The 21512-nt window shown below is 55.7% G+C and carries 22 protein-coding genes; 11 read left to right on the top strand and 11 right to left on the bottom strand.

Annotated elements, in window-relative coordinates; translation table 11 throughout:
- Window positions 1–5 precede the first annotated feature (5 nt).
- On the top strand, window positions 6–737 hold the full coding sequence (gene hisA, locus ACJJIB_RS00475; protein ID WP_444887516.1) for a 1-(5-phosphoribosyl)-5-[(5-phosphoribosylamino)methylideneamino]imidazole-4-carboxamide isomerase: 732 nt from the start codon (window positions 6–8) through the stop codon (window positions 735–737).
- A complete protein-coding gene (gene hisF, locus ACJJIB_RS00470; RefSeq protein WP_444887515.1) occupies window positions 737–1498 on the top strand; it encodes an imidazole glycerol phosphate synthase subunit HisF in 762 nt (253 codons plus the stop codon). The genes hisA and hisF overlap by 1 nt, the downstream gene beginning before the upstream one ends.
- An 86-nt stretch (window positions 1499–1584) precedes the next feature.
- On the opposite strand, the gene ACJJIB_RS00465 is transcribed toward hisF, so the two are convergent.
- The 3 genes from ACJJIB_RS00465 to gpmI form a co-directional block, all read right to left on the bottom strand.
- The gene (locus ACJJIB_RS00465; RefSeq protein WP_444883128.1) at window positions 1585–2946 is read right to left on the bottom strand and encodes a S41 family peptidase; all 1362 of its coding nucleotides are present in this window, start codon (window positions 2944–2946) and stop codon (window positions 1585–1587) included.
- 212 nt (window positions 2947–3158) lie between these two features.
- Window positions 3159–4286: a murein hydrolase activator EnvC family protein gene (locus ACJJIB_RS00460; RefSeq protein WP_444883127.1), complete on the bottom strand. Its 1128-nt coding sequence runs from the start codon at window positions 4284–4286 to the stop codon at window positions 3159–3161.
- Window positions 4286–5833 (bottom strand): 2,3-bisphosphoglycerate-independent phosphoglycerate mutase, encoded by a 1548-nt coding sequence (gene gpmI, locus ACJJIB_RS00455; RefSeq protein WP_444887514.1) that lies wholly within the window; start codon window positions 5831–5833, stop codon window positions 4286–4288. The genes ACJJIB_RS00460 and gpmI overlap by 1 nt, the downstream gene beginning before the upstream one ends.
- 227 nt (window positions 5834–6060) lie before the next feature.
- Here gpmI and ACJJIB_RS00450 point away from each other — a divergent pair, with 227 nt between their 5' ends.
- The 6 genes from ACJJIB_RS00450 to smrA all read left to right on the top strand — a co-directional run bounded on the left by ACJJIB_RS00450 (window position 6061) and on the right by smrA (window position 9466).
- Window positions 6061–6477: a rhodanese-like domain-containing protein gene (locus ACJJIB_RS00450; protein ID WP_252083767.1), complete on the top strand. Its 417-nt coding sequence runs from the start codon at window positions 6061–6063 to the stop codon at window positions 6475–6477.
- 39 nt (window positions 6478–6516) lie between these two features.
- A complete protein-coding gene (gene grxC / locus ACJJIB_RS00445; protein ID WP_444887513.1) occupies window positions 6517–6777 on the top strand; it encodes a glutaredoxin 3 in 261 nt (86 codons plus the stop codon).
- A 158-nt stretch (window positions 6778–6935) separates the two neighbouring features.
- A complete protein-coding gene (gene secB, locus ACJJIB_RS00440) occupies window positions 6936–7430 on the top strand; it encodes a protein-export chaperone SecB (RefSeq protein WP_444883123.1) in 495 nt (164 codons plus the stop codon).
- Window positions 7431–7550: 120 nt separating this feature from the next.
- A complete protein-coding gene (locus ACJJIB_RS00435; RefSeq protein ID WP_444887512.1) occupies window positions 7551–8003 on the top strand; it encodes an acyl-CoA thioesterase in 453 nt (150 codons plus the stop codon).
- Window positions 7996–8859 carry an SDR family oxidoreductase gene (locus ACJJIB_RS00430; RefSeq protein WP_252083760.1) on the top strand — a complete coding sequence of 288 codons (864 nt, stop codon included), beginning with the start codon at window positions 7996–7998 and terminating at the stop codon, window positions 8857–8859. The genes ACJJIB_RS00435 and ACJJIB_RS00430 overlap by 8 nt, the downstream gene beginning before the upstream one ends.
- 19 nt (window positions 8860–8878) lie before the next feature.
- Window positions 8879–9466 carry a DNA endonuclease SmrA gene (smrA, locus tag ACJJIB_RS00425; protein ID WP_444887511.1) on the top strand — a complete coding sequence of 196 codons (588 nt, stop codon included), beginning with the start codon at window positions 8879–8881 and terminating at the stop codon, window positions 9464–9466.
- 168 nt (window positions 9467–9634) lie between these two features.
- On the opposite strand, the gene ACJJIB_RS00420 is transcribed toward smrA, so the two are convergent.
- The gene (locus ACJJIB_RS00420) at window positions 9635–10132 is read right to left on the bottom strand and encodes an META domain-containing protein (RefSeq protein ID WP_444883120.1); all 498 of its coding nucleotides are present in this window, start codon (window positions 10130–10132) and stop codon (window positions 9635–9637) included.
- A 64-nt stretch (window positions 10133–10196) separates the two neighbouring features.
- Window positions 10197–10670, bottom strand: a complete 474-nt coding sequence (locus ACJJIB_RS00415) for an META domain-containing protein (protein ID WP_444887510.1) — start codon at window positions 10668–10670, stop codon at window positions 10197–10199.
- A gap of 181 nt (window positions 10671–10851) precedes the next feature.
- Here ACJJIB_RS00415 and pyk point away from each other — a divergent pair, with 181 nt between their 5' ends.
- A complete protein-coding gene (pyk, locus tag ACJJIB_RS00410) occupies window positions 10852–12288 on the top strand; it encodes a pyruvate kinase (RefSeq protein ID WP_444887509.1) in 1437 nt (478 codons plus the stop codon).
- Between the two features lie 704 nt (window positions 12289–12992).
- On the opposite strand, the gene ACJJIB_RS00405 is transcribed toward pyk, so the two are convergent.
- From ACJJIB_RS00405 to hutC, 5 genes are all read right to left on the bottom strand, one after another.
- Window positions 12993–13493 carry a hypothetical protein gene (locus ACJJIB_RS00405; protein ID WP_252083754.1) on the bottom strand — a complete coding sequence of 167 codons (501 nt, stop codon included), beginning with the start codon at window positions 13491–13493 and terminating at the stop codon, window positions 12993–12995.
- Between the two features lie 97 nt (window positions 13494–13590).
- Entirely contained in the window at window positions 13591–13932 is a 342-nt protein-coding gene (locus ACJJIB_RS00400) for a hypothetical protein (protein WP_444887508.1), read from the bottom strand.
- Window positions 13933–14216: 284 nt separating this feature from the next.
- On the bottom strand, window positions 14217–15767 hold the full coding sequence (gene hutH / locus ACJJIB_RS00395) for a histidine ammonia-lyase (RefSeq protein WP_252083752.1): 1551 nt from the start codon (window positions 15765–15767) through the stop codon (window positions 14217–14219).
- Window positions 15768–16034: 267 nt separating this feature from the next.
- A complete protein-coding gene (gene hutU / locus ACJJIB_RS00390) occupies window positions 16035–17711 on the bottom strand; it encodes a urocanate hydratase (protein WP_444887507.1) in 1677 nt (558 codons plus the stop codon).
- Window positions 17712–17799: 88 nt separating this feature from the next.
- Window positions 17800–18510: a histidine utilization transcriptional repressor HutC gene (gene hutC / locus ACJJIB_RS00385; protein WP_444887506.1), complete on the bottom strand. Its 711-nt coding sequence runs from the start codon at window positions 18508–18510 to the stop codon at window positions 17800–17802.
- 187 nt (window positions 18511–18697) lie between these two features.
- Here hutC and hutI point away from each other — a divergent pair, with 187 nt between their 5' ends.
- Both hutI and hutG read left to right on the top strand, forming a co-directional pair.
- On the top strand, window positions 18698–19927 hold the full coding sequence (gene hutI / locus ACJJIB_RS00380; protein WP_252083749.1) for an imidazolonepropionase: 1230 nt from the start codon (window positions 18698–18700) through the stop codon (window positions 19925–19927).
- Window positions 19911–20879 (top strand): formimidoylglutamase, encoded by a 969-nt coding sequence (gene hutG / locus ACJJIB_RS00375; RefSeq protein ID WP_444887505.1) that lies wholly within the window; start codon window positions 19911–19913, stop codon window positions 20877–20879. The genes hutI and hutG overlap by 17 nt, the downstream gene beginning before the upstream one ends.
- Before the next feature lie 49 nt (window positions 20880–20928).
- On the opposite strand, the gene ACJJIB_RS00370 is transcribed toward hutG, so the two are convergent.
- A complete protein-coding gene (locus tag ACJJIB_RS00370; protein WP_444887504.1) occupies window positions 20929–21351 on the bottom strand; it encodes an organic hydroperoxide resistance protein in 423 nt (140 codons plus the stop codon).
- Between the last annotated feature and the right edge of the window lie 161 nt (window positions 21352–21512).

Below are 21512 nucleotides of genomic sequence, written 5' to 3'. Positions count from 1 at the left end.
AGAGCATGATTGTAATTCCCGCTATCGACTTAAAAGACGGCCAGTGTGTGCGCCTGCGCCAGGGCGAGATGGACGACGCCACCGTATTTTCCGATGATCCCCTGGCTACCGCCCAGCACTGGGTGGACCAAGGGGCCAAGCGCTTGCACTTGGTCGACTTGAATGGTGCCTTTGCCGGCAATCCAGTCAACGGTGAAGCTGTAACTGCCATTGCCAAGCAATTTCCCACATTGCCGGTACAGATCGGCGGTGGCATCCGCGACTTGCATACCATCGAGCGCTATCTGAATGCCGGTGTGACATGGGCCATTATCGGCACCGCTGCGGTGAAACAGCCGAAACTGGTCGAGGAGGCCTGCCGCGAATTCGAGGGCCACGTTATCGTCGGGCTTGACGCCAAAGATGGCCTGGTGGCCACTGAGGGCTGGGCCGAGGTGTCAGAGCTAAAGGCCACCGAGCTGGCCAAGCGCTTCGCGGATTGTGGTGTCAGCTCCATTGTGTACACCGATATCGCTCGCGACGGCATGATGCAGGGCGTCAATATCGAGGCCACTCTGGAAATGGCCCGTGCGGTACAGGTGCCGATAATCGCCTCCGGTGGTGTCAGCAGCATTGAGGATATCGAGCAGCTGTTGGAAACCGGTGAGATCTACGGCGCGATTACCGGCAGGGCGATTTATGAGGACAAGCTGGATCTGCGCGCGGCGCAGCAGCTCTGCGATCAACGGAGCAAGTAATGGCACTGGCGAAACGTATTATTCCCTGCCTCGATGTCGATGCCGGGCGCGTGGTAAAGGGCGTTAATTTTGTCGACATCCGCGATGCCGGTGACCCGGTGGAGATTGCCCGCCGCTACAACGAGGCGGGTGCGGATGAAGTTACCTTTCTCGATATCACCGCTACTCACGAGCAGCGCGACACCCTACTGCACACCGTGGAAAAAATGGCCCACGAGGTGTTTATTCCACTTACCGTGGGTGGCGGTGTACGTACCCTGCAGGATATCCGCAACCTGTTAAATGCCGGCGCAGACAAGACCGCGATCAACTCCGCAGCGGTGAAAAATCCCGAGTTTGTGCGTGAGGCCGCAGAGCGTTTTGGCAGCCAGTGCATCGTAGTGGCGATTGACGCCAAACAGGTGGGGGAGAACCGCTGGGAAATATTCACCCATGGCGGGCGCCAGCCCACCGGCATAGACGCTGTGGCCTGGGCTCGGCAGATGGCGGAGCTGGGTGCTGGGGAAATACTGCTCACCAGTATGGACCGAGATGGCACCAAGAACGGTTTTGATTTGGCCCTGACCCGCGCGGTCAGCGAGGCGGTGCCAGTGCCGGTCATTGCCTCCGGTGGCGTCGGCAATCTCCAACACCTGGCCGAAGGTGTTCTGCAGGGCGGCGCCGATGCGGTGCTGGCGGCCAGTATCTTCCACTTTGGAGAATACAGCATCGCCGAAGCCAAGTCGTTTATGCAGGAAGCGGGAATAGAGATGCGAGTTTAGTCTGCGGGTTGACGATCGCGGAGGCTTGATGTCACTGCTGAGGCGGATGCGCTGGCGGCGGGCTCAAGCCCGCCGCGCGCCAGTTACTACTGTTTATCTGCGCGGGCAAAGCGTTCGCGCAGACCCCGGTCCCTGTGAGCGTAGAGATTCAGCCCTTTAAGTACATTGAGTGCTTCGAAGATCTGGTTGTCGCGATCCATCCAGTTGTCGCGCTCTCCCTCTTCCCGTTCCCGCGCACGGTCTTCCGAGGTGCGATCAGCCCCGCCGTTGCCATTGTTCAAATGGCCGGCCAGGTCCGCCTCGGTGGGGCGCTGCATATCTTTCAAACGGGTGATCTTGGCCCTTTCCACAACAATATCTGGCGTGATGCCCTGGGCCTGGATGGAGCGGCCATTAGGGGTGTAGTAGAGCGCGGTGGTGAGTTTGATGGCGCGTTCGCTATTGATAGGTATCACGGTCTGTACCGAGCCCTTGCCGAAGCTGTCGGTGCCCATCACCACGGCGCGGCGATGGTCCTGCAGGGCTCCGGCGACAATTTCTGCCGCCGAGGCGGAGCCGGCATTGATCAGCACTACCAGCGGGGCGCCTTCGGTGAGGTCGCCGGGTTCGGCGGAGTAACTGAGATTGGCGGCCTCATTGCGGCCTTCGGTGTAGACCACCAGCCCTTCCTCAAGGAAGGCGTCGGCCACTTCCACCGAAGACTGCAGCACGCCGCCGGGGTTGTTGCGCAGATCGATAATCAGGCCTTTGAGCGCCCCTTTCTTTTGAAGTTTGATCAGCTCTTCCGCCACATCGGCGCCGGTATCCAACTGAAACTGGCTGATGCGCAGATAGCCGTAGCCTTCATCGAGCACCTTGCTGCGCACACTGCGCACACGCACGGTGTCCCGCTTGAGGGTGACGTCGAAGGGCTGTTTGCGGCCCTTACGGGCGATAGTCAGGGTGACGCTACTGCCTTTGGGGCCGCGCATCCATTCCACCGCCTCATCGAGGCCGACCCCCTTCATGGATTTGCCGGAGAGGCGCAGTATCACATCACCGGCTCTGAGACCCGCGCGCGAGGCGGGAGTGTCATCCATGGGGGTGATCACAGTGATATGGTCATCTTCGATACCCACCTCAATCCCCAGGCCGGCAAATTCTCCGGTGGTGTTGGCCTGTAGATCGTCGAAAGAGCGGCGGTCCAGGTAGGAGGAGTGGGGATCGAGTCCTTGCAGCATACCTTTGATGGCGTACTCCAATAGGGTGCGATCATCCACTTCTTCCACATAGCCCTGACGGATCTGTTCGAACACCTTGGCGAAGCTGCGCAGGTCTTCGAGGGGGAGGCGCCCGCTGTTCTCGGTGGCGAGATTGGGTTGTTGGCCACCTTCGCTGAGACCCATTAACGGCAGGGCTGTGAGGGCGGCGGCTCCGAGAAATGTGGTGAGCGCCTTGGAGATGAACATATTGTTGTGACCTCTGCCTTATTTCTTCGCTGCTTTGCGAAAGTGTAGACCGCAGAGATTGGCAGGGATTCTAATGCGCCGCCAAATTCTACTGTGCCACAGGCTTAGTCGTGAAAAGCCCAACTGCCTTACAACTCCCTTTTGCACTGGTGCACAAGTCCGGCGTCAGGGGAAAAAATGGGCGTATCGTCACAGAAGAGAGCGGCAAAGTTTCAGCCACGGCACCAGCCGGTAGGATCACGGGCCTGGCCGCGATGGCGTATTTCAAAATAAAGCCCACTGTGGGTGAGGCCGCCACTGTTGCCTACCCGAGCGATAGTGTCACCGCTCTCCACCCACTCACCGACATTGCGGCTGAGGGATTGGTTGTGTGCATAGAGGCTCATATAGCCATCGCCATGATCGACAATCACCAGCATGCCGTGGCCGCGCAGGTAATCAGAAAAGACGACGCGCCCGCGGTGGATTGCCTGCACGGGCTCCCCCTCGGCGGCGCGAATAATCACCCCCTTCCAGCTGATTCCATTGGCGCGGCGCTGTCCATAAGCATTGGCGCGGCGGCCCTTGACCGGCCACTGTAATTTTCCCCGCTGCTTTGCGAAGGGTTTGTGCTGGTCCGGATTTACCAGGGTGGCGATTGCGCGCCCGACTTCATCGATCAGGGTCTGCAGGCGTTTTCGGTCCCCTTGCAGTTGCTTGAGTTCACCACCGCCATTGGCGAGCCGCGCCGCGAGTTTTTCCAGGGTGCGCTTGCGTGTTTGTTGCGCGCTGCGCAATTTGTCCTGGCGCTCCTGCAGCTGTGCCCGTTCCGCCTGCAGGCTATTGCGCTCGCGCTCGATCGAGGCGGAAACCGTTTCCAGCGAGGCGAGGGTTTGCAGGTAGTTGTCGATAACGCGGCTGCGTTCTTGGAGGAAGTAATCGTGGTAGCGAAGTTGGCGGGCGATATTCTGTGGATTTTGTTGGTTGAGAAGGAGCTTGATCTGTTCTTGTCGGCCCAGTCGGTAAGCGGCGGCGATCTCCTGCTCGACCCGCCGCTGCATACTTCGTCGCGCTTCTTGCAGCTGTTTCTGCTCTCGCTGCAGTTCGCGCAGCTTGTCCGTGCGGCTGCGCATATCTCGCTTGATCTGGTCTATGCGCTGGTACAGCCCGGAGATATCTTTCTCGTTCTCTTCCAGATCCTTGAGCAACTGGTCGCGCTGGCCGCGCACCTGGTTGAGCTCCTGTTGCAGGGAGTCGATGCGCTGCTTGATTTCCGCGAGGCGTGCCTGCTGGTCCGCTTCCGCCTGGCTCCAGGCGGGCAGTGACAGCAGGGCAATCAGGAAGAGTACGAGAGTTTTCATCAGTCCATTTTTACCAAACTGTGGCCGGTCATTTCCGCCGGCTGTGGCAGATCCATCAACGCTAACATGGTTGGCGCCACATCCGCCAGACTGCCTCCGTCACACATTTGCACATTGCGTTCGCCGATGTATACAAAAGGCACCGGCAGGGTGGAGTGCTGGGTACTGACCTGGCCGGAGTTAGTGTCGAACATCTCTTCCACATTGCCGTGGTCGGCGGTGATCAGCACTTCGCCACCGGCGCTCAGGGCTGCATCCACGACACGCTCAACACATTGGTCCAGGGCTTCTACCGCTTTTACTGCCGCTTCAAAAACACCGGTGTGGCCGACCATATCACCGTTGGCATAGTTGCAAATAATGGTGTCGTACTCGCCGCTCTCAATCGCCGCGACCAGCTTGTCGGTTACTTCCGGCGCGTTCATTTCCGGCTGCAGGTCGTAGGTGGCTACGTCCGGAGACTTGATCAGCTCGCGGGTTTCGCCGTTGTAGGGCGCTTCGCGGCCGCCGCTGAAAAAGAAAGTCACGTGGGCGTATTTTTCGGTTTCGGCAATGCGTAGCTGGGTCTTGCCCTGGGCAGACAGATATTCACCGAGGGAATTCACCAGGTTTTCCGGTGGGAAGGCGCAGCTGGCGTGGATGTCTGCGGCGTATTCAGTGGTCATGACAAAGTCTGCCAGCTTGGGCTGGGCCTTGCGCTCGAAGCCGCTGAAGTCTGCTTCGGTAAAGGCGCGGGTCAGTTGGCGTGCGCGATCTGGGCGGAAGTTCATAAAGATCAGAGCATCGCCATCTTTGATGGGAGCGGGCTCGCCGATCACTGTCGGCGCAACGAATTCATCATTTTCACCGCGCTCATAGGCCGCAGCTAATCCCGCCAGGGCGTCAGTGGCTTTGTGTTCTGCGGTACCCAGGGTGAGCATGTCGTAGACAGATTCGGTGCGCTCCCAGCGCTGGTCGCGATCCATAGCAAAGTAGCGGCCTGCCAAAGTGGCCATGTGGGCATTGCCGACGGTGTCGCATACCTGCATCAGGCGCGCGATGGAGGGCTCGGCGCTGCGCGGCGGCGTGTCGCGGCCATCCAGGAAAGCGTGTACGTAAATGGCGCGGGCTCCGCGCTGGGCCGCCAGGGTCACCATAGCGACGATATGGTCCTCGTGGCTGTGTACGCCGCCCTCGGACAGCAGTCCCATAATATGTACCGCGCCGTTGTTGGCGATGGCCTTATCTACCGCAGCGGTGTAGGCGGTATTGCGGAAGAAGTCGCCGTCCTGAATGGCCTTATTGATACGGGTGAAATTTTGGTAAACCACACGGCCGGCTCCCAGGGTCATGTGTCCCACCTCGGAGTTACCCATCTGCCCTTCGGGCAGCCCCACCGCCATACCGGAGGTCTGGATCAGGGTCTTGGGGCGCGTCGCCCAGATGTTGTCCCACACTGGGGACTTCGCGGCGCGAATGGCGTTGTACTCGGCATTGTCGCTGTGGCCGAAGCCGTCCAGAATCAGCAGGACCAAGGGGCGTTTGTGCGGGGCTTGCGAAGCGGCCATAGCGACGGATTTCCTCTATCGGGTGGTTTGGATTGCGGACGCGGATTTTAACCCGTTCGGCCATCGTTTAACTACGTCGAATAGTGTTGGGTGAGTCCATTTGAGTCTATATCCATGCCGTTGGAGTATGATTTTGCTGGTTAGAAATTCGCCACAATCGTGTATACTCCCGCCAGCTTTGGCGCAGCTGCGCCGTAACGATAACCACGATGGATTTTGGGGGCGGAGTGGATTTTTTCGTTTTTTTAAGTGAGCAATGGCTGCTGGTCGGCCTGCTCGTGGCACTGCTCTATGCGCTGGTTCTGAGCGAGCGTTACAAGGCGGGCGTACCGGTTTCCCTGCACGAAGTGACCCGGCTGATCAATAGTGATGGGGCCAAGGTGTTGGATGTGCGCGATCGCAGCGAGTTTACCGCCGGGCATATTGTCGATGCACTGCATATCCCCCACGGGGAAGTGGCCGAGCGGTTCGCCGAACTGGAACCCTTTAAAGATAAGGTGGTGATTGTCGCCGATAAAATGGGTCAGCACGCAGGTCCTGCGGGCCGCCTGCTTAAGCAGAAGGGCTTCCAGGTACGTCGCCTACAGGGCGGTATGAGCGAGTGGACTAATCAGAATCTGCCCCTGGTCAAAGGCAAGGGCTAGCTCAGTAGTTTTATAGATGGCTTTAGGCGGAGTTTTATTATGCAGGATGTAGTCATCTACACCACCCGTTTTTGTCCCTACTGTATTCGCGCCAAGCAGCTGCTCGACAGCAAGGGTGTGAACTATCGCGAGATTGCGGTGGACAATAAACCTGAGCTGCGCGCACAGATGGCAGCCAAGGCTGGGCGCCGGTCGGTGCCGCAGATTTGGGTCGGCGACTTCCATGTGGGCGGTTGCGATGATCTGATGGCCCTTGAGCGCAGCGGTAAGCTTAACGGCTTGCTTAAGTCAGCTGGCTGATAAAGGTTGACGCCGCGTGCCTCACGCGACTCTTTATATTTGCTATTAATCCGGTCCGGGCCTTGAAACGGTATTTGCAGGCCCCAATCTGAAGGCTCATACAGGGAGTCTTTCTCACGGAAGGCATCAATAAACTTTTTATAAAAACAGGCAGTAACATGGCTGAAGAATTAAACGGCGCGGCAAACGCAGAGGCTCCACAAGTACAATTCGCGATGCAGCGCATCTACCTGAAGGATCTCTCCTTCGAGACTCCCATGGGCGTTGAGGTTTTCAAGAAACAGTGGAAGCCCCAGGTAAATCAGGAGCTGAACACCAAGACCGCCAAGGTTGAAGAAGACCTGTACGAAGTAGCACTGACGCTCACTATCACCGTGAAGCTGGAAGAAGACACCGCTTTCCTGGTGGAAGTGAAGCAGGCTGGTCTGTTCGGTATCAAGGGACTGGAAGGTCAGCAGCTGGCTCAGGCCCTGAATACTGCCTGCCCACAGATCCTGTTCCCATACGCTCGCGAAGTGATCGACAACGCGGTTGTTAAGGGTTCTTTCCCGGCTCTGATGCTGCCGCCGGTCAACTTCGACGCCCTGTTTGCCCAAGCCCTGAATCAGGCGCAGCAACAAGCGGAAGGCGCACAGGCTAACGCGGACGCATAATCCGGTCAGCTTGCAAAAAAGGTCCCATCAGGGGCCTTTTTTTATATCTGCTATTTGCCCACTTAGCGAGATAAATAAAAATAAATACCAGTCATTTATGAGATCCAGCGGGGGCTGCCTATGCAATGGGATTTACCCAATCCCTTTATCCACAGAGTTAAGGTAAGTGCTGAGCATGTGGATGGATTACACCATGCCAATAATGCCGAGTATGTGCGTTGGTGCGAGGCTACCGCCTGGGCCCATAGTGCCGCATTGGGTCTGGATGTCATAAATTACCAGGACCTCGACCGGGGAATGGCCATTCGTCATGGGCAGTATGACTATATACTGGCGGCGAAAGAGGCGGATGAACTGGTATTCGGCACCTGGCTCACCGAGGTGGATGGGCGCCTGAATATGACCCGCCACTTTCAAGTCTTTCGCGCCGCCGATGGAGCATTGGTATTGCGGGCCCAGTGGCGGTTGGTATGCATCGAACTTTCCAGTGGTAGACCGAAGCGCATGCCGGCGATCTTCAAGGAAATTTACAGTCCGGCAGTGACTGCCCCGGAGGCTGAAAAAAATGAGTGAAGAGTTTGTAACCCTGACAGAAAACACAGGGGCGCTTAAGGACAAGACCATCTTTATCACTGGCGCTAGCCGCGGTATTGGCCGTGCTATAGCGCTCAAGTGCGCGGCGGATGGCGCTAATATTGTGATCGCTGCCAAGTCCGCAGAGCCCCACCCGAAGCTACCCGGCACCATCTTCTCTGTAGCGCAGGAGGTGGAGAGCGCTGGCGGTAAGGCCTTGGCCCTGCAGGTGGATGTGCGCGATGAGCAGCGGGTGCAGGAAGCGATGGCGCAGGCAGCCGACAAGTTTGGTGGTATCGATGCTGTGATCAATAACGCCGGCGCGATCAACCTGAGTAATGTCGAGTCCACCCCGCCCAAGCGTTACGATTTAATGCAAGACATCAACAGCCGTGCAGTGTATCTGACGGCGCACCTGGCGATTCCCTACCTGAAGAAATCGGATAGCGCCCATATCCTCAGCCTGTGTCCACCGCTCAACCTACAGCCCAAGTGGCTGGGGCCTTTTGCGCCCTACGCATTGTCCAAGTTTGGCATGACAATCCTCAGCTTGGGATTGGCGGAGGAGTTGCGCGAGGCGGGGGTTGCCGTTAATACTCTGTGGCCGCGCACTCTGGTGGCTACCGCCGCCATTGAGTTTGCCGTGGGTAGCCGCGAGATGTTTGAACAGAGCCGCAGGCCGGCGATTATGGCCGATGCTGCCTACGAAGTACTGATCACCAAGGAAGCCGCCTTGAGCGGGTGTCAGCTGATCGATGAGGAACTTCTGGTGGAACGCGGGGTAAAAGATTTTACCGACTATGCCCACAACCCCGATAATGCGGGGGACCTGACTAAGGATTTATTTTTGGACTGACGCTGGCGGGGGGTACTTCATGAGCGGCGACAGCAAGTTATTCAAAGACGCTCTCGGCGAGCTGGGAGATGTGAAACCGCTGGTGCAGGAGCGCCGCGTCACCCTGCGCAAGGAGAGCGAGCCATCCGAGCGTATCTTGCGCGAGCGCCGTGCTGCTGCGACGCGTTTGACCGAGCGCGAAATGAACCCCCTTTCCGGTGAGTATATTGAGCTTGTGGCGCCCTGGGACCCTATCGAATTCAAGCGTGATGGGGTGCAGAACGGTGTGTATCGCAATCTGCGCCTGGGCAAGTACACGGTGGATGCACGTCTCGACCTGCATCGTCACTCGGTGGAAATGGCGCGCAGCTCCGTTGTGGAGTTTGTGCGTGATTGTGTCGAGGCGGATGTGCGCTGTGCGCTTATTACCCACGGCAAGGGTGAGGGCCGCAAGCAGCCGGCACTTTTGAAAAGCTGTATCTATCACTGGCTGCCGCAACTGGATGAGGTGCTGGCATTCCACAGCGCGCAAAAACAACATGGTGGTATGGGCGCTACTTACCTTTTGCTGCGCAAAAGCGAGCGTAAGCGTCAGGAGAATCTGGAGAGACATCAGCGGCGCTTTTGAGGTCCGTTATGTCATTTTTCTGTCATCTGTGAGCACTATGATGCGCGCCGAGGCTTTCCAATGCGATTGCGCATCTGACTCATCTTTTTGATTCTTCTTGATTGTAATATTGGCGACCCTCTGGGTCGCCTTTTTTATGGCTGCGCTACAGGCATTGGTGTCGGGAATTCAACGCATAATGTCATCGACCCGGTTAAATTCGAGCCGTGTGGATTTGTCATTACTGCTCAAGATCAGCTTGTCACCCACCACTTCGAGAAAACGGGTTTTGCGCAGGGCTTTCAGGTAGTCGGCCTCTAGTTCATCACTGGGGCGGCGGTTCCCCACTCTGGAGATAATCGGCGACCTGGGCCAGGAAAGTTCGCCGCTGCTCTCGAGAGAAAAACGCCCCAGATAGGGATTGATGCCACCGTTACCCCGTACGTAGCCGAAGCGATCACAGGTAAAGAATGGGCGCTCGCGCCAGAACTTTTTCCACAGCAGCGTGTACTCGTAGGTGTTCTCGCCATCTCGGAGGTTTGAGAGTATCCAGTCGTGCTCACAGGCAGACCACGCCGGCTGTTTGGGGGGCTGGGGAGTGGGCTCCCTGAAAGACATACACCCGGAAAAAAGCAGGCTCAATACGGCTGGGACCACAAGCTGCAAGCGTAAGTGAGATCGCGGCATGATGTCGTTCTCATTGTTTTTGCGACATTTAATCGTAAAAGCTATCAGTGGTCTGTGGTGGTGTTCAAGATCCTGCCCTGACATATTCAATATAAATATCGCCAGAGGCGTCGCGAAGGATCAAACGCTTGCCGCCGGACTTGGTAAATGCCTGGCGAGTACCGGCCAGGGCGCGCAGGTAGGCATTTTCCTGCTGCAGTAGGATCTCCGGGCCGCTCATCTTGGTCGAGGCGAAGCTGGAACTGTCCCACAACATCAGGCCGTTTTCAGTTATCTGCAGCTCGCCACGGTAGGTATTAATACCGCTGCGCCCCATCACATTGCCATCGAGATTACACACGAAAGTAAAATCTGCAGGCTTCTGGATCGGTACCGCAGCGCCGTTAATACGCAGGCGTACCAGCTGCCACTTCTTATTGCAGACTGAACTTGCTGTTCCCGCACTCTGCACAACTCGGGCTTCTTCCGCACTGTTCGACAGGCATCCGCCAATGACCAGTAGGGCCCCCAGCAGCCACAGTTGCACCAACCTGCTCATCGGCGAGTTACTCCCTGACCCTTGCACCTACAATCTCAAACGGGCCTGTCGCTTTAGCCTATAACCCGCTCTATGCAAAGCTTAGTCGCTGGCCTCTGTTGAGAGACGACAGGTGTGACAAGCTATGCTTCTCCTGTGAAAGCGAGTGCTATCCGGGCAGTAAAACGAGGCTAGGTGCGGCATGATCCGGCGGACAAAAATAGTCGCAACACTGGGTCCCTCAACCGATAAGGGGGACACCCTGGGGCAACTGGTCGCCGCCGGGGTGAACATCGTGCGCCTGAATTTTTCCCATGGTGAAATCGACGAGCACCGCCGCCGCGCCGAGCAGGTTCGGGCAGAGGCCGCTCGCCAAGGGTGTCATATCGCCATGTTGGGTGATCTTCAGGGGCCGAAAATTCGTGTGGGCAAGTTCACCGATGGTGGTGTGCATCTCAGCACTGGTGCCGAGTTTACTCTGGACCCCACTTGGCCAAGGGAGCAGGGCAACAGCGCCGGGGTTTCGGTGGATTACGCCGAGCTGGCCGAGGACTGCCGCCCCGGAGATACCCTGCTGCTGGACGACGGGCGGCTCAGTCTGCAGATCAAGAAAATTGAAGGCAGTGCGGTTATCACTGAGGTACAGGATGGGGGCTGGCTCTCCAATCGAAAAGGAATTAACAAGCGGGGCGGTGGCCTCACCGCGCCCGCATTAACGGACAAGGATTTGTGCGATATTCAAGTTGTCGCCGATCTGCAGCTGGACTACTTGGCGGTGTCCTTTCCTCGCGATGCGCGGGATATTCATAGGGCGCGGGAGCTTCTACAGCAGGCGGGGGGTAGCAGCCAGATTGTCGCCAAGATTGAACGGGCCGAGGCGATCTCTTCTGATGAACACTTGCAGGAGCTGATTCTGGCGAGCGATGTCATCATGGTGGCACGCGGCGATCTGGCAGTAGAAATTGGCGATGCGGAATTGATGGGGGTGCAAAAACATTTAATTCGTTTTGCCCGCTATCTGAATCGCACGGTAATTACGGCAACACAGATGATGGAGTCAATGATCTCCAGCCCTGTGCCTACGAGGGCGGAGGTGTGTGATGTCGCCAATGCGGTGTTGGATGGCACCGATGCGGTAATGTTGTCGGCAGAAACCGCCAGCGGGGACTACCCGGTGGAGACTGTTCGGCATATGGACGAGGTAATTATTGGGGCGGAAAAACACCGTGCAACACATCGCCCTTCGGATAGTTTGCGTGGCAATTACCCTGCTGGGGATGCCTGTATCGCCATGGCTGCCATCACCATTGCCAATCACTGTCGAGATATCAAGGCTATTATCTGCCAGACAGAAACGGGCAACACAGCCCTTTTGATGTCCAGGGTTCGCGCAGCCATTCCTATTTACGCCTTTTGTCGGCACCGTAGAGTTTGTAATCGGGTTGCCCTTTATCGCGGCGTCGATCCGGTTTTAATGGCGGTGGCAGGTATGGATGGTCCCTCCCGTGACCACAAGGCAATCGACCATTTGAAGCAGCGCAGTCTTTTAAAATCGGGGGATTTTGTCTTGGTTTCCCGTGGCTATCGACAAGATGCCGGCGGCCAGACCGATACCCTACGGGTCGTAAGAGTTGAGTAAGCATTTTTTCTGCTCTGGGCGAAAATTCAATTTTTATTTTTTAAATCTAAATCCCGACTTTTTTATCTGTATTTTTCTGGCAATTAATAAATTCGTTTTTTAGCCGGGACGTGCGCAGCGCACTAGAGTTTTTGTTTCCAGTTCCTGTTCAACGCAGTGAAATTTTTTCCCGTTGAGTGATAAAGATTTTGGGGTGCCCTGTGATTTAGTTGTGGAACAGCCGGTAATGCTTATTACCAGTGTCACAGCAAGCAGTTTCGGCAGGAGTTTCTGCACTGCACTTACCTCGCAAGGTTTACAGGATTCGCTTTCTTAACTCAGGGTAGTGGTAATAGCTGTCAAAGTGAGGAAAAGAACGCCAATTTGCAAAAAGTAGCGACAGAGCTGTTGAATGGCTAAAGATAAAACAGGCGTTGGTACCCAGTGAGTAAACTCGCTGGTCACTATTGTGGAGTGGATGTGAATTATCGAAGAGAGATTTTTCTGATCACTCTTTTTTTGCGCGCAAATAAGTAATCAAATATTTCTAAATGATTAATTCAAAGTTATTAGAGGACCAATTTAAAATTTGTATTGATGTTGTTTTGTGGATTGGTGAGCCCGCAAAATACCAGTAATGTTATTGATCTGTACCGGCATTTTGCGGGCAAAATGAAATATCTGGATTTCAGCTATTTCAAGGCTGGATTAATAGCAGCTAAACGCTAGCGTCTTCTATGGTGATATCCACCGCGGACGCGATGGTGCCCACGCACTCTGTAGCTGCGGTGGCTGCGATATCCTCGGTGGCCACCGCGATAGTAACGGTGCTGGGCACGATAGCGGATTTGTGCAGCACCGGGGGAGTTAAAGCGGTTGTAGTAGGGAAGCCCGCGATAAAAGTACCTGGCCCGGTAGCGGGGGTTGCCGCGATAACCTGGTGCGCGGTAATAGGAATAGGCACCGCGATAATAATAGCCATAGCGCGGGGTTGCCCGGTAATACTGGTAAACCGGTGTGCGGTAAGAGACATAGATATTACTGGAGGGATAGTAGTTCGGGGTTGCGTAAGGGTAAACAAAGGAAGATGTGTAGGCCACTCCCCCTCCTCTGTAGTAACCGCCGTAGTAGCCACCGTTATAGTAACTATCGGTTGCACAGGCACCTAAAGTTAGGGCCGTGCATACCGTGACGGCAATAAAAGCCGTCTTAACAGCTCTATTCATAGTGCAATCTCCGGTAAGCGAAAGTTCCCCCCGGAGAGGCCCGGCAGGGGCCAAGCCCCTTTATGTGTGCCAAATGGACGCACACAGAATTTCTTTCTCAGTAGGGCCTGGCCTGGTAGGGCGGATCGGGCAGATCAATTACCTGGTAACTTGTGTTCACCACCGCGGGCGGCCTCAGGCGATAAAAATTCCCATCCCAGTAAAAGTTGCAATGCTGCATGTTGTGGCAGGTTCCATCGGGGTGGCAGTGGGCATAGCGGCCCCGTAGGTTGTAATATGACTTGCTGTAATAAGGGCTATATCCGTAATAGCTAGCTGAGCAGTCATAGCCTCCTCCGCAGGGGTAACCTGTTCCGTTACAGGCTGACAGGGCAAAACTTGTGGCAATAGCCAGCGCGTAGCCCGAGTGGCGGAGCAGCCGAAGCGACAGCGGTTTCATCTAGACCTCCACACCTTTTGGCGGGTAAAACGTCTAATTGTCAGCCTAGCACTTTTGGCGCAAATTTCCTCACAAAGAAAAAAATTTGTTCTAGCGGTACCTGATAAAGAAAAACTTGTCTCTTTACTGATTTTTTTGTTTTAAATCGCGACCGCGGACAAACAGCTACTTTAGAGTCGCTGTTGCTGGCGGACCAAAGACAGAGAAAAAAATACCGGGGTTTTGGCCCCGGTATTTAGTAACGAAATATTCTATAAAAATTAATTTATAGAAATTAAAGGAAATTAATGACTACTTGGGAGCAGGGCTGGATCAATGGATTCCAGGTAGGCGCCGCTGCTCAGCAATTGCTTCGCCTCTTCAATATCCGGGGCAAAGTAGCGGTCCTTGTCATAGAAGGGTACTCGCGCGCGCAGTTTTGCCTTGGCGGCCTCCAGTTTTTCCGTAGATTTTAACGGCGCACGGAAATCCAGTCCCTGGCAGGCAGCGAGTAACTCCACCGCCAGGATGCCACAGGTATTGTCGGCCATATCCCGCAGGCGACGGCCGGCAAAGGTGGCCATGGATACATGGTCTTCCTGGTTGGCGGAGGTGGGCAGTGAGTCCACGCAGGCAGGGTGCGCCATGGATTTGTTCTCACTGGCAAGCGCCGCTGAGGTGACTTGGGCGATCATAAAGCCGGAGTTCACCCCGCCATTTTCCACCAGGAAGGGAGGCAGGCCGGATAGGTTGCTGTCGATCAACAGCGCCATACGACGCTCGGATAGGGAGCCGATTTCTGCCAATGCCAGCGCCAGGTTGTCGGCGACCATAGCAACAGGCTCCGCGTGGAAGTTACCGCCGGAAATAATGTCGGAGTTATCCGGATTTTCCTCGTCGGTAAATACCAGCGGGTTATCGGAAACACCATTTGCCTCGGCCAACAATACTTCGGCAGCGAAGCGCATCTGCTGCAGACAGGCACCCATTACCTGGGGCTGACAGCGCAGGGAGTAGGGGTCCTGCACTTTTTCACAGAACTGGTGGGAATCACCGATCTGGCTGGTCTCACCGAGCAGGTCCCGATAAATTGCCGCTACGTCGCGCTGAGCCTGTTGGCCGCGGGCGTTGTGAATACGATCATCGAAAGGGCGGCGTGAGCCCTTGGCGGCTTCCAGGGTAATAGCACCGGTTACCAGGGCGCCGGCGAACAAGTCTTCACTGGCGAACAGGCCGAGCAGGGCAAAGGCGGTAGAAGCCTGGGTGCCGTTTAGCAGGGCGAGGCCCTCTTTGGGAGCCAGGGTAATAGGCTCTAGCCCTGCCGCTTTGAGGCCTTCGTGAGCACTCTTGCGCTCACCCTTGATAAATACTTCCCCTTCACCGAGAAGTACCACGCTCATATGAGCCAGCGGCGCCAAATCGCCAGAAGCGCCGACAGAACCTTTCTCAGGAATAGCGGGGTATACACCGGCATTGACCAGTTGCATTAAAGCTTCGATAACCTGCGGGCGCACACCGGAGAAGCCGCGCGCGAGCGAGTTGATTTTCAACACCATCAGCAAACGCACGGTGGCTTCACTCATAAAGTTGCCGGTACCGGCGGCATGGCTCAGTACAATAGCGCGCTGCAGGTTTTCCAGGTCGTGCTTTTCAATGCGGGTGTTGGCCAATAAACCAAAACCGGTATTAATTCCGTAAACCGTGCGCCCCTCGGTAATAACCTGGGCAACAGTGTGGGCAGAGGCTTCAATAGCGGGGTAGGCGCTTTTCGCTAGGGACAGCTGCACCGACTCGCGGGCTACCCGGCGCAGTTGCGCAAGGCTCAATTGACCGGGATCGATTTCCAATTGATACATAAATTCATTCACCAAAAAATATTTACTGCTTAGCAGGCTGTTGAAAAACAGCCTGCGTGGGCGGTGCGAAAGCGCCTGCCGCAAAATCAAGCACTGCAAATGCTTTATTTGAGTGCCCATCTTTGTGGACATGTGCCGCAAAGATGGCTTGAAAAAGTCGCTTGTTGGCTTTTTCAACACCCAGTTAGGTGCCGGCGGCGCAGCCCGATCAAAGTTATTCGGGCTGTAAAAGATTTCCGCCGGCGGTATTTTTATTGCGGTAAAAAATCAGTCGTTCAGCATGGGCAGGTCTAGGCCCTGCTCTTTTGCGCATTTTTTTGCGATCTCATAACCGGCATCGGCGTGGCGCATTACGCCGGTGGCGGGATCATTCCAGAGAACCCGTTCGATACGTTTGCGCGCAGCTTCGGTACCGTCACAGACAATGACCACCCCAGAGTGCTGGGAGAAGCCCATGCCTACGCCACCACCGTGATGCAGGGATACCCAGGTAGCGCCGGAGGCAGTGTTCAGCAGGGCATTCATCAGCGGCCAGTCGGAGACAGCGTCGGAACCATCCATCATGGCTTCAGTTTCGCGGTTGGGGCTCGCTACAGAGCCGCTGTCGAGGTGGTCGCGGCCGATCACTACCGGTGCTTCCAATTCACCGTTGGCTACCATCTCGTTAAATGCCAGTGCCAGGCGCGCGCGATCTTTCAGGCCCACCCAGCAGATACGTGCGGGCAGTCCCTGGAAATGAATCCGCTCGCGGGCCATGTCGAGCCAGTTGTGCAGCTGCGGATTGTCGGGAATCAGTTCCTTAACCTTGGCATCGGTCTTGTAGATATCTTCCGGGTTGCCGGACAGGGCCGCCCAGCGGAAAGGACCGACACCTTCGCAGAACAGAGGGCGAATATAAGCGGGTACAAAGCCGGGGAAATCGAAGGCATTTTCCACACCTTCCTCGAGAGCCATCTGGCGAATATTGTTGCCGTAGTCGAGGGTCGCGGCTCCGCGCTTTTGTAGCTCCAGCATGGCTTCAACCTGAACCGCCATAGACTGTTTGGCTGCCTTTACTACTGCGGCTTCATCTTTCTTGCGCATCTCCGCTGCGTATTCCATGGTCCAGCCCTGGGGCAGGTAGCCATTTAAAGGATCGTGTGCGGAAGTCTGGTCGGTAACCGAATCCGGCAGAATATTGCGTTTTACAATTTCCGGGAAAATATCTGCTGCGTTGCCCAGCAGGCCAACGGAAATGGCTTCACCTTTTTCCATCGCGGCTTCAATCATTTGCAGGGCTTCGTCGAGGCTGGTGGCTTTTTTGTCGACATAGCCAGTACGCAGACGGAAATCGATTCGAGTTTCGTCGCACTCTACGGCGATCATGCTGAAACCGGCCATCGTCGCCGCCAGTGGCTGAGCGCCACCCATGCCGCCGAGGCCGCCGGTAAGAATCCATTTGCCTTTCGCTTCGCCCTTAAAATGTTTGCGTGCGACTGCGGCAAAGGTTTCATAGGTACCCTGGACGATGCCCTGGGAGCCGATATAAATCCAAGAGCCGGCAGTCATCTGGCCGTACATGGCCAGGCCTTTTTTATCCAGCTCGTTGAAGTGTTCCCAGTTGGCCCAGTGGGGTACCAGGTTGGAATTGGCAATTAATACCCGGGGTGCATCGGCGTGGGTTTTAAAGACTCCGACGGGCTTGCCGGACTGCACCAGCAGGGTTTCGTCGTCTTCCAGGCGCTTTAGCACCTCGACAATTTTGTCGTAGCACTCCCAATCCCGTGCGGCGCGGCCGATACCACCGTAAACCACCAGGTCCTCCGGGCGTTCAGCTACCTCGGCATCCAGGTTGTTCATCAACATGCGCAGGGGAGCTTCGGTGAGCCAGCTTTTGGCATTGAGCTCACTGCCGCGAGGCGCGCGGATTTTGCGGCTGGAGTCGTGGCGTTTATCAGCGGACATACATTCCTCTCAAATTATTTGTTAAAAACTCTTGCGCCCTATGATTGGCAATCCAGTGTTGCCAGGACGTATGAGATACATGCAGAAATTAGAATCTCAGCTGTGCCCCCAGGCGGTAGCGTTGACCCGGGTGTACCAGGCGGGCAAAGCTCACAGTGCCGGCGCTACTCTTGGTACGCCGCCACACCTGTAGGCAGGCATCGCCGGTGGCGATCTCCAGTGCGTAGGCAATAGAAGCTTCTGCTGCGATTGCCTCAACCGTGGTATCCGCCTCGGTCAATGGTGCGACCCTGGAAAGATAGGCGTTTGGCGTGGTGTGGGCGAAATCCTGTTGTAAGTATTCGGGAGCCAGGGCCGGATTGGTAAAGCGCTCTTCCCACTGAATGGGAACGCCGTTATCACAGTGCACAATAATGGTGTGAAAAACCTTGGCCTGTTCCGGCACTTCCAGGGCACTGGCTACTTCGGCATTAGCCATACAATGTTGTGCCAGCAAAATTCTATTGCTGTAGCTGTGGCCTCGTGCGGAAATTTCATCAGCAATATTGCGCACTTCTAACAGGGAGCCAGCCGGTACTGGTTCGGCCACAAATGTACCGAGTCCCTGGGAGCGCATCAGCACTCGCTCATCGGTCAATTCACTTAAAGCGCGTCTGGCGGTCATACGGCTGACACCGAATTCCTGTGCCAGCTGATTTTCTGAGGGCACCTGGAAATGCACAGGCCAGCTGCCGTTTTCGATGTTTTGCCGGATATGGCGCTTGATCGCCGCGTAGCGGGGTTCGCTTGCAGTATTCATACTCGGATTTAATGCCTTTATGGCTTGTATATGGTTGTATATACAAGAAATAATAGAAGCTACTATGGTTGTCTTAAAGATGACTGTCAAGCCGGGGCGATGGTCTGTATGCTGACTGCCCAAATCCCGCTCGGTATTGCACTGGGCATCTATGGTTAAAGAAGGAAAAGCGCGCCGCTAGAAGCTTATGACAGAACGCTGTGACCTACTGATTACGAATGTGAACGCCGCTACCATGGACCCTTCGATTGCCGGGGGCTACGGTGCTGTAGAGGATGCCGCAGTGGCGGTAACCGGCGGCAAGATTGTTTGGCTGGGGCCGCGTCGCGAGTTACCGGACTGTGCTCCAGATAAGGTGATCGACGGTGAGGGGCAGTGGTTGACACCGGGCCTGATCGATTGCCATACCCATCTGGTATACGGCGGTCACCGCGCCGGAGAATTTGCCCGCCGCCTGGGCGGGGAGAGCTATGAAGAAGTAGCCCGTTCTGGTGGTGGCATTATTTCCACTGTGAGGGCCACTCGTGCCGCCAGTGCTGAGGAATTATACCGTTTGTCGGAGCCCCGCCTTCGCGCCTTGATGTCCGAGGGGGCCACCACTGTCGAGATCAAATCCGGCTATGGCCTGGATCTGGATACGGAGTTGAAGCAACTTCGCACCGCTCGCCGTTTGGCGCAGCACAATTCGGTGGAAATCGTTACCACCTGTTTGGCCGCTCACGCCTTGCCGCCGGAATACGATGGTCGTGCCGATGAATATATCGATTTGATCTGCGAGCAGATATTGCCGGCAGTTGCGCGCGAGCAACTGGCCGATGCGGTGGATATGTTCTGCGAAACCATCGGCTTTACGGTAGAGCAGTGTCAGCGGGTAATTGATGCCGCCAAGCAGTTGGACATGCCCATTAAAGTGCATGCCGAGCAGCTGGCACGCACTGGCGCCACTGAGATGGCAACCAAAGCCAGCGCCCTCTCCGTAGATCATATTGAATATATTAGCGATGCGGATGTGCTGGCCATGGCTGAAAGCGGCACCGTGGCAGTTTTGCTCCCTGGAGCTTTTTATACATTGCGCGAGACCCAGATGCCACCGGTAGAGAAACTGCGCGAGGCGGGAGTTTGTATGGCCCTGTCCACAGACCTGAATCCCGGTAGCTGCCCTATCGGTTCTCTGCGGTTAATGATGAATATGGGCTGCAACCTATTTGGCCTTACCCCAGCGGAGGCGTTGGCCGGGGTGACTCGCGCAGCCGCGCGCGCCTTGGGGCTCTGCTGTTCCCGCGGAGTACTGCGGCCCGGATTGCGCGCAGATATGGTGTTATGGCCGATGGATACCCCAGATCAGCTGGCCTATGAATTTGGCGCGCTGAAACCCGCACAGATTTTCCTGGGAGGTAAAGATGTTACAGCTGGCTGATATGCGCTTATGGAGTGGCCGCACAGACAGCGAGGACGGTCGCGCCGGGGAGCGTTGGCACCAACGTGTTTCGCCGCTGCAGCTGGATAACCCCCCTGGAATTGCCATCCTCGGTTTCGCCTCGGATGAAGGTGTGCGCCGCAATAAAGGGCGTATTGGCGCTGCGAAAGGGCCGCGAATCCTACGCTTGGCGACTGCCAATCTGCCCGCCACCTTTGATTTACCTCTTTATGATGCCGGCAATGTGCGAGTCGATCGTGAGGATTTGGAATCCGCACAGGCACTACTCGGTGCGCGTATCAATGAGTTGCTGGCTAACGGACACTTTCCCCTGGTTTTGGGGGGTGGACATGAAATCGCGTTTGGTAGTTATCAGGGAATAGCGCGATGGATGCGCGAGCTTCACCGAGAGAAGACCCTGGGTATTATCAATTTTGATGCCCATCTGGATTTGCGCATCCCTTCACCCAAGGGTTCCTCGGGTACACCTTTCTATCAAATTGCGGAACAGTGCCAGATCAATGGCCGCCCTTTCAATTATCTGTGTGTCGGTGCTGCCGATAATGCCAATACGCCGGCGCTTTACAATCGTGCCGATGAACTGGGTGCAGAAGTCATTCGCGATCGAGAAATTAGCAGCTGGAATCTGGATAAAATAAAACAGCAGATCCGGGACTTTACCGTTAAGGTGGACTTTGTGTACCTCACAGTATGCCTGGACGTATTACCAGCAGCAGTAATGCCTGCGGTCAGTGCCCCCTCTGGGCGTGGAGTCCCGCTGGAATTACTCGAAGAGCTATTGGATACCGTTCTGGACTCAAACAAGGTTTGCTTGGCGGATATGGCCGAGTTTAATCCCTATTTCGATATTGAAGATCATGGTGCGCGCACTGCAGCAAGGTTGGTTTTCCAAATAACCAATGGGGCCGCGCGCTCAACTCGCCAAGAGTAAGAGGGTAAAGTGGCCTGTTAGGCTGCCAGGGGTTGGCAGCCTTATGCTTCTAAACCGTAATATGCAGCCTCACGGTAATATTATTGCGGGTTGCATTGGAGTAGGGGCAAACTTCCTCGTGAGCTTTTAAGGCCACGCGTTCAGCTACCACCTGATCCATGCCGGGTAGCTCTATATAGAGATCAACTTCCAGCCCAAAGCCTTTCCCGCTGGGTCCTATGCCAACTTCAGCTCGCACACTGGTATCGTTCGGTGTAGCGACCTTTTCCTTGTCCGCAACAAATTTCATTGCACCGATAAAGCAAGCCGAATAGCCTGCCGCAAATAATTGCTCAGGGTTGGTACCACTTCCGCCATCCCCGCCCAGCTCTTTGGGAATGCTGAGCTTTACGTCTAGGGCGCCATCCGACGAAGCCGCCTGTCCATCACGTCCACCTGTCGCCGTTGCGACTGCCGTATAGAGAGCCTTCATAAGTGTGTCCTCAGAAATTTTGCAGACCAAGTGTAGTTGTCTTGGCTTGTGTCGGTATGTAAAGCCTGAGGTAAATCCGAGTTATCGGATCAAACGAAGATATCGACACCGATTGAAGATGTAGACGAAATTTTTTGTAAGGTTCTTGGCGTCGCCGGTAC

The organism is Microbulbifer mixtoriginis (SeqCode) (genome assembly GCF_052467705.1).
The sequence above is the reverse complement of the archived record's forward strand: the minus strand, read 5'-3'. Positions and strand labels throughout refer to the sequence as shown.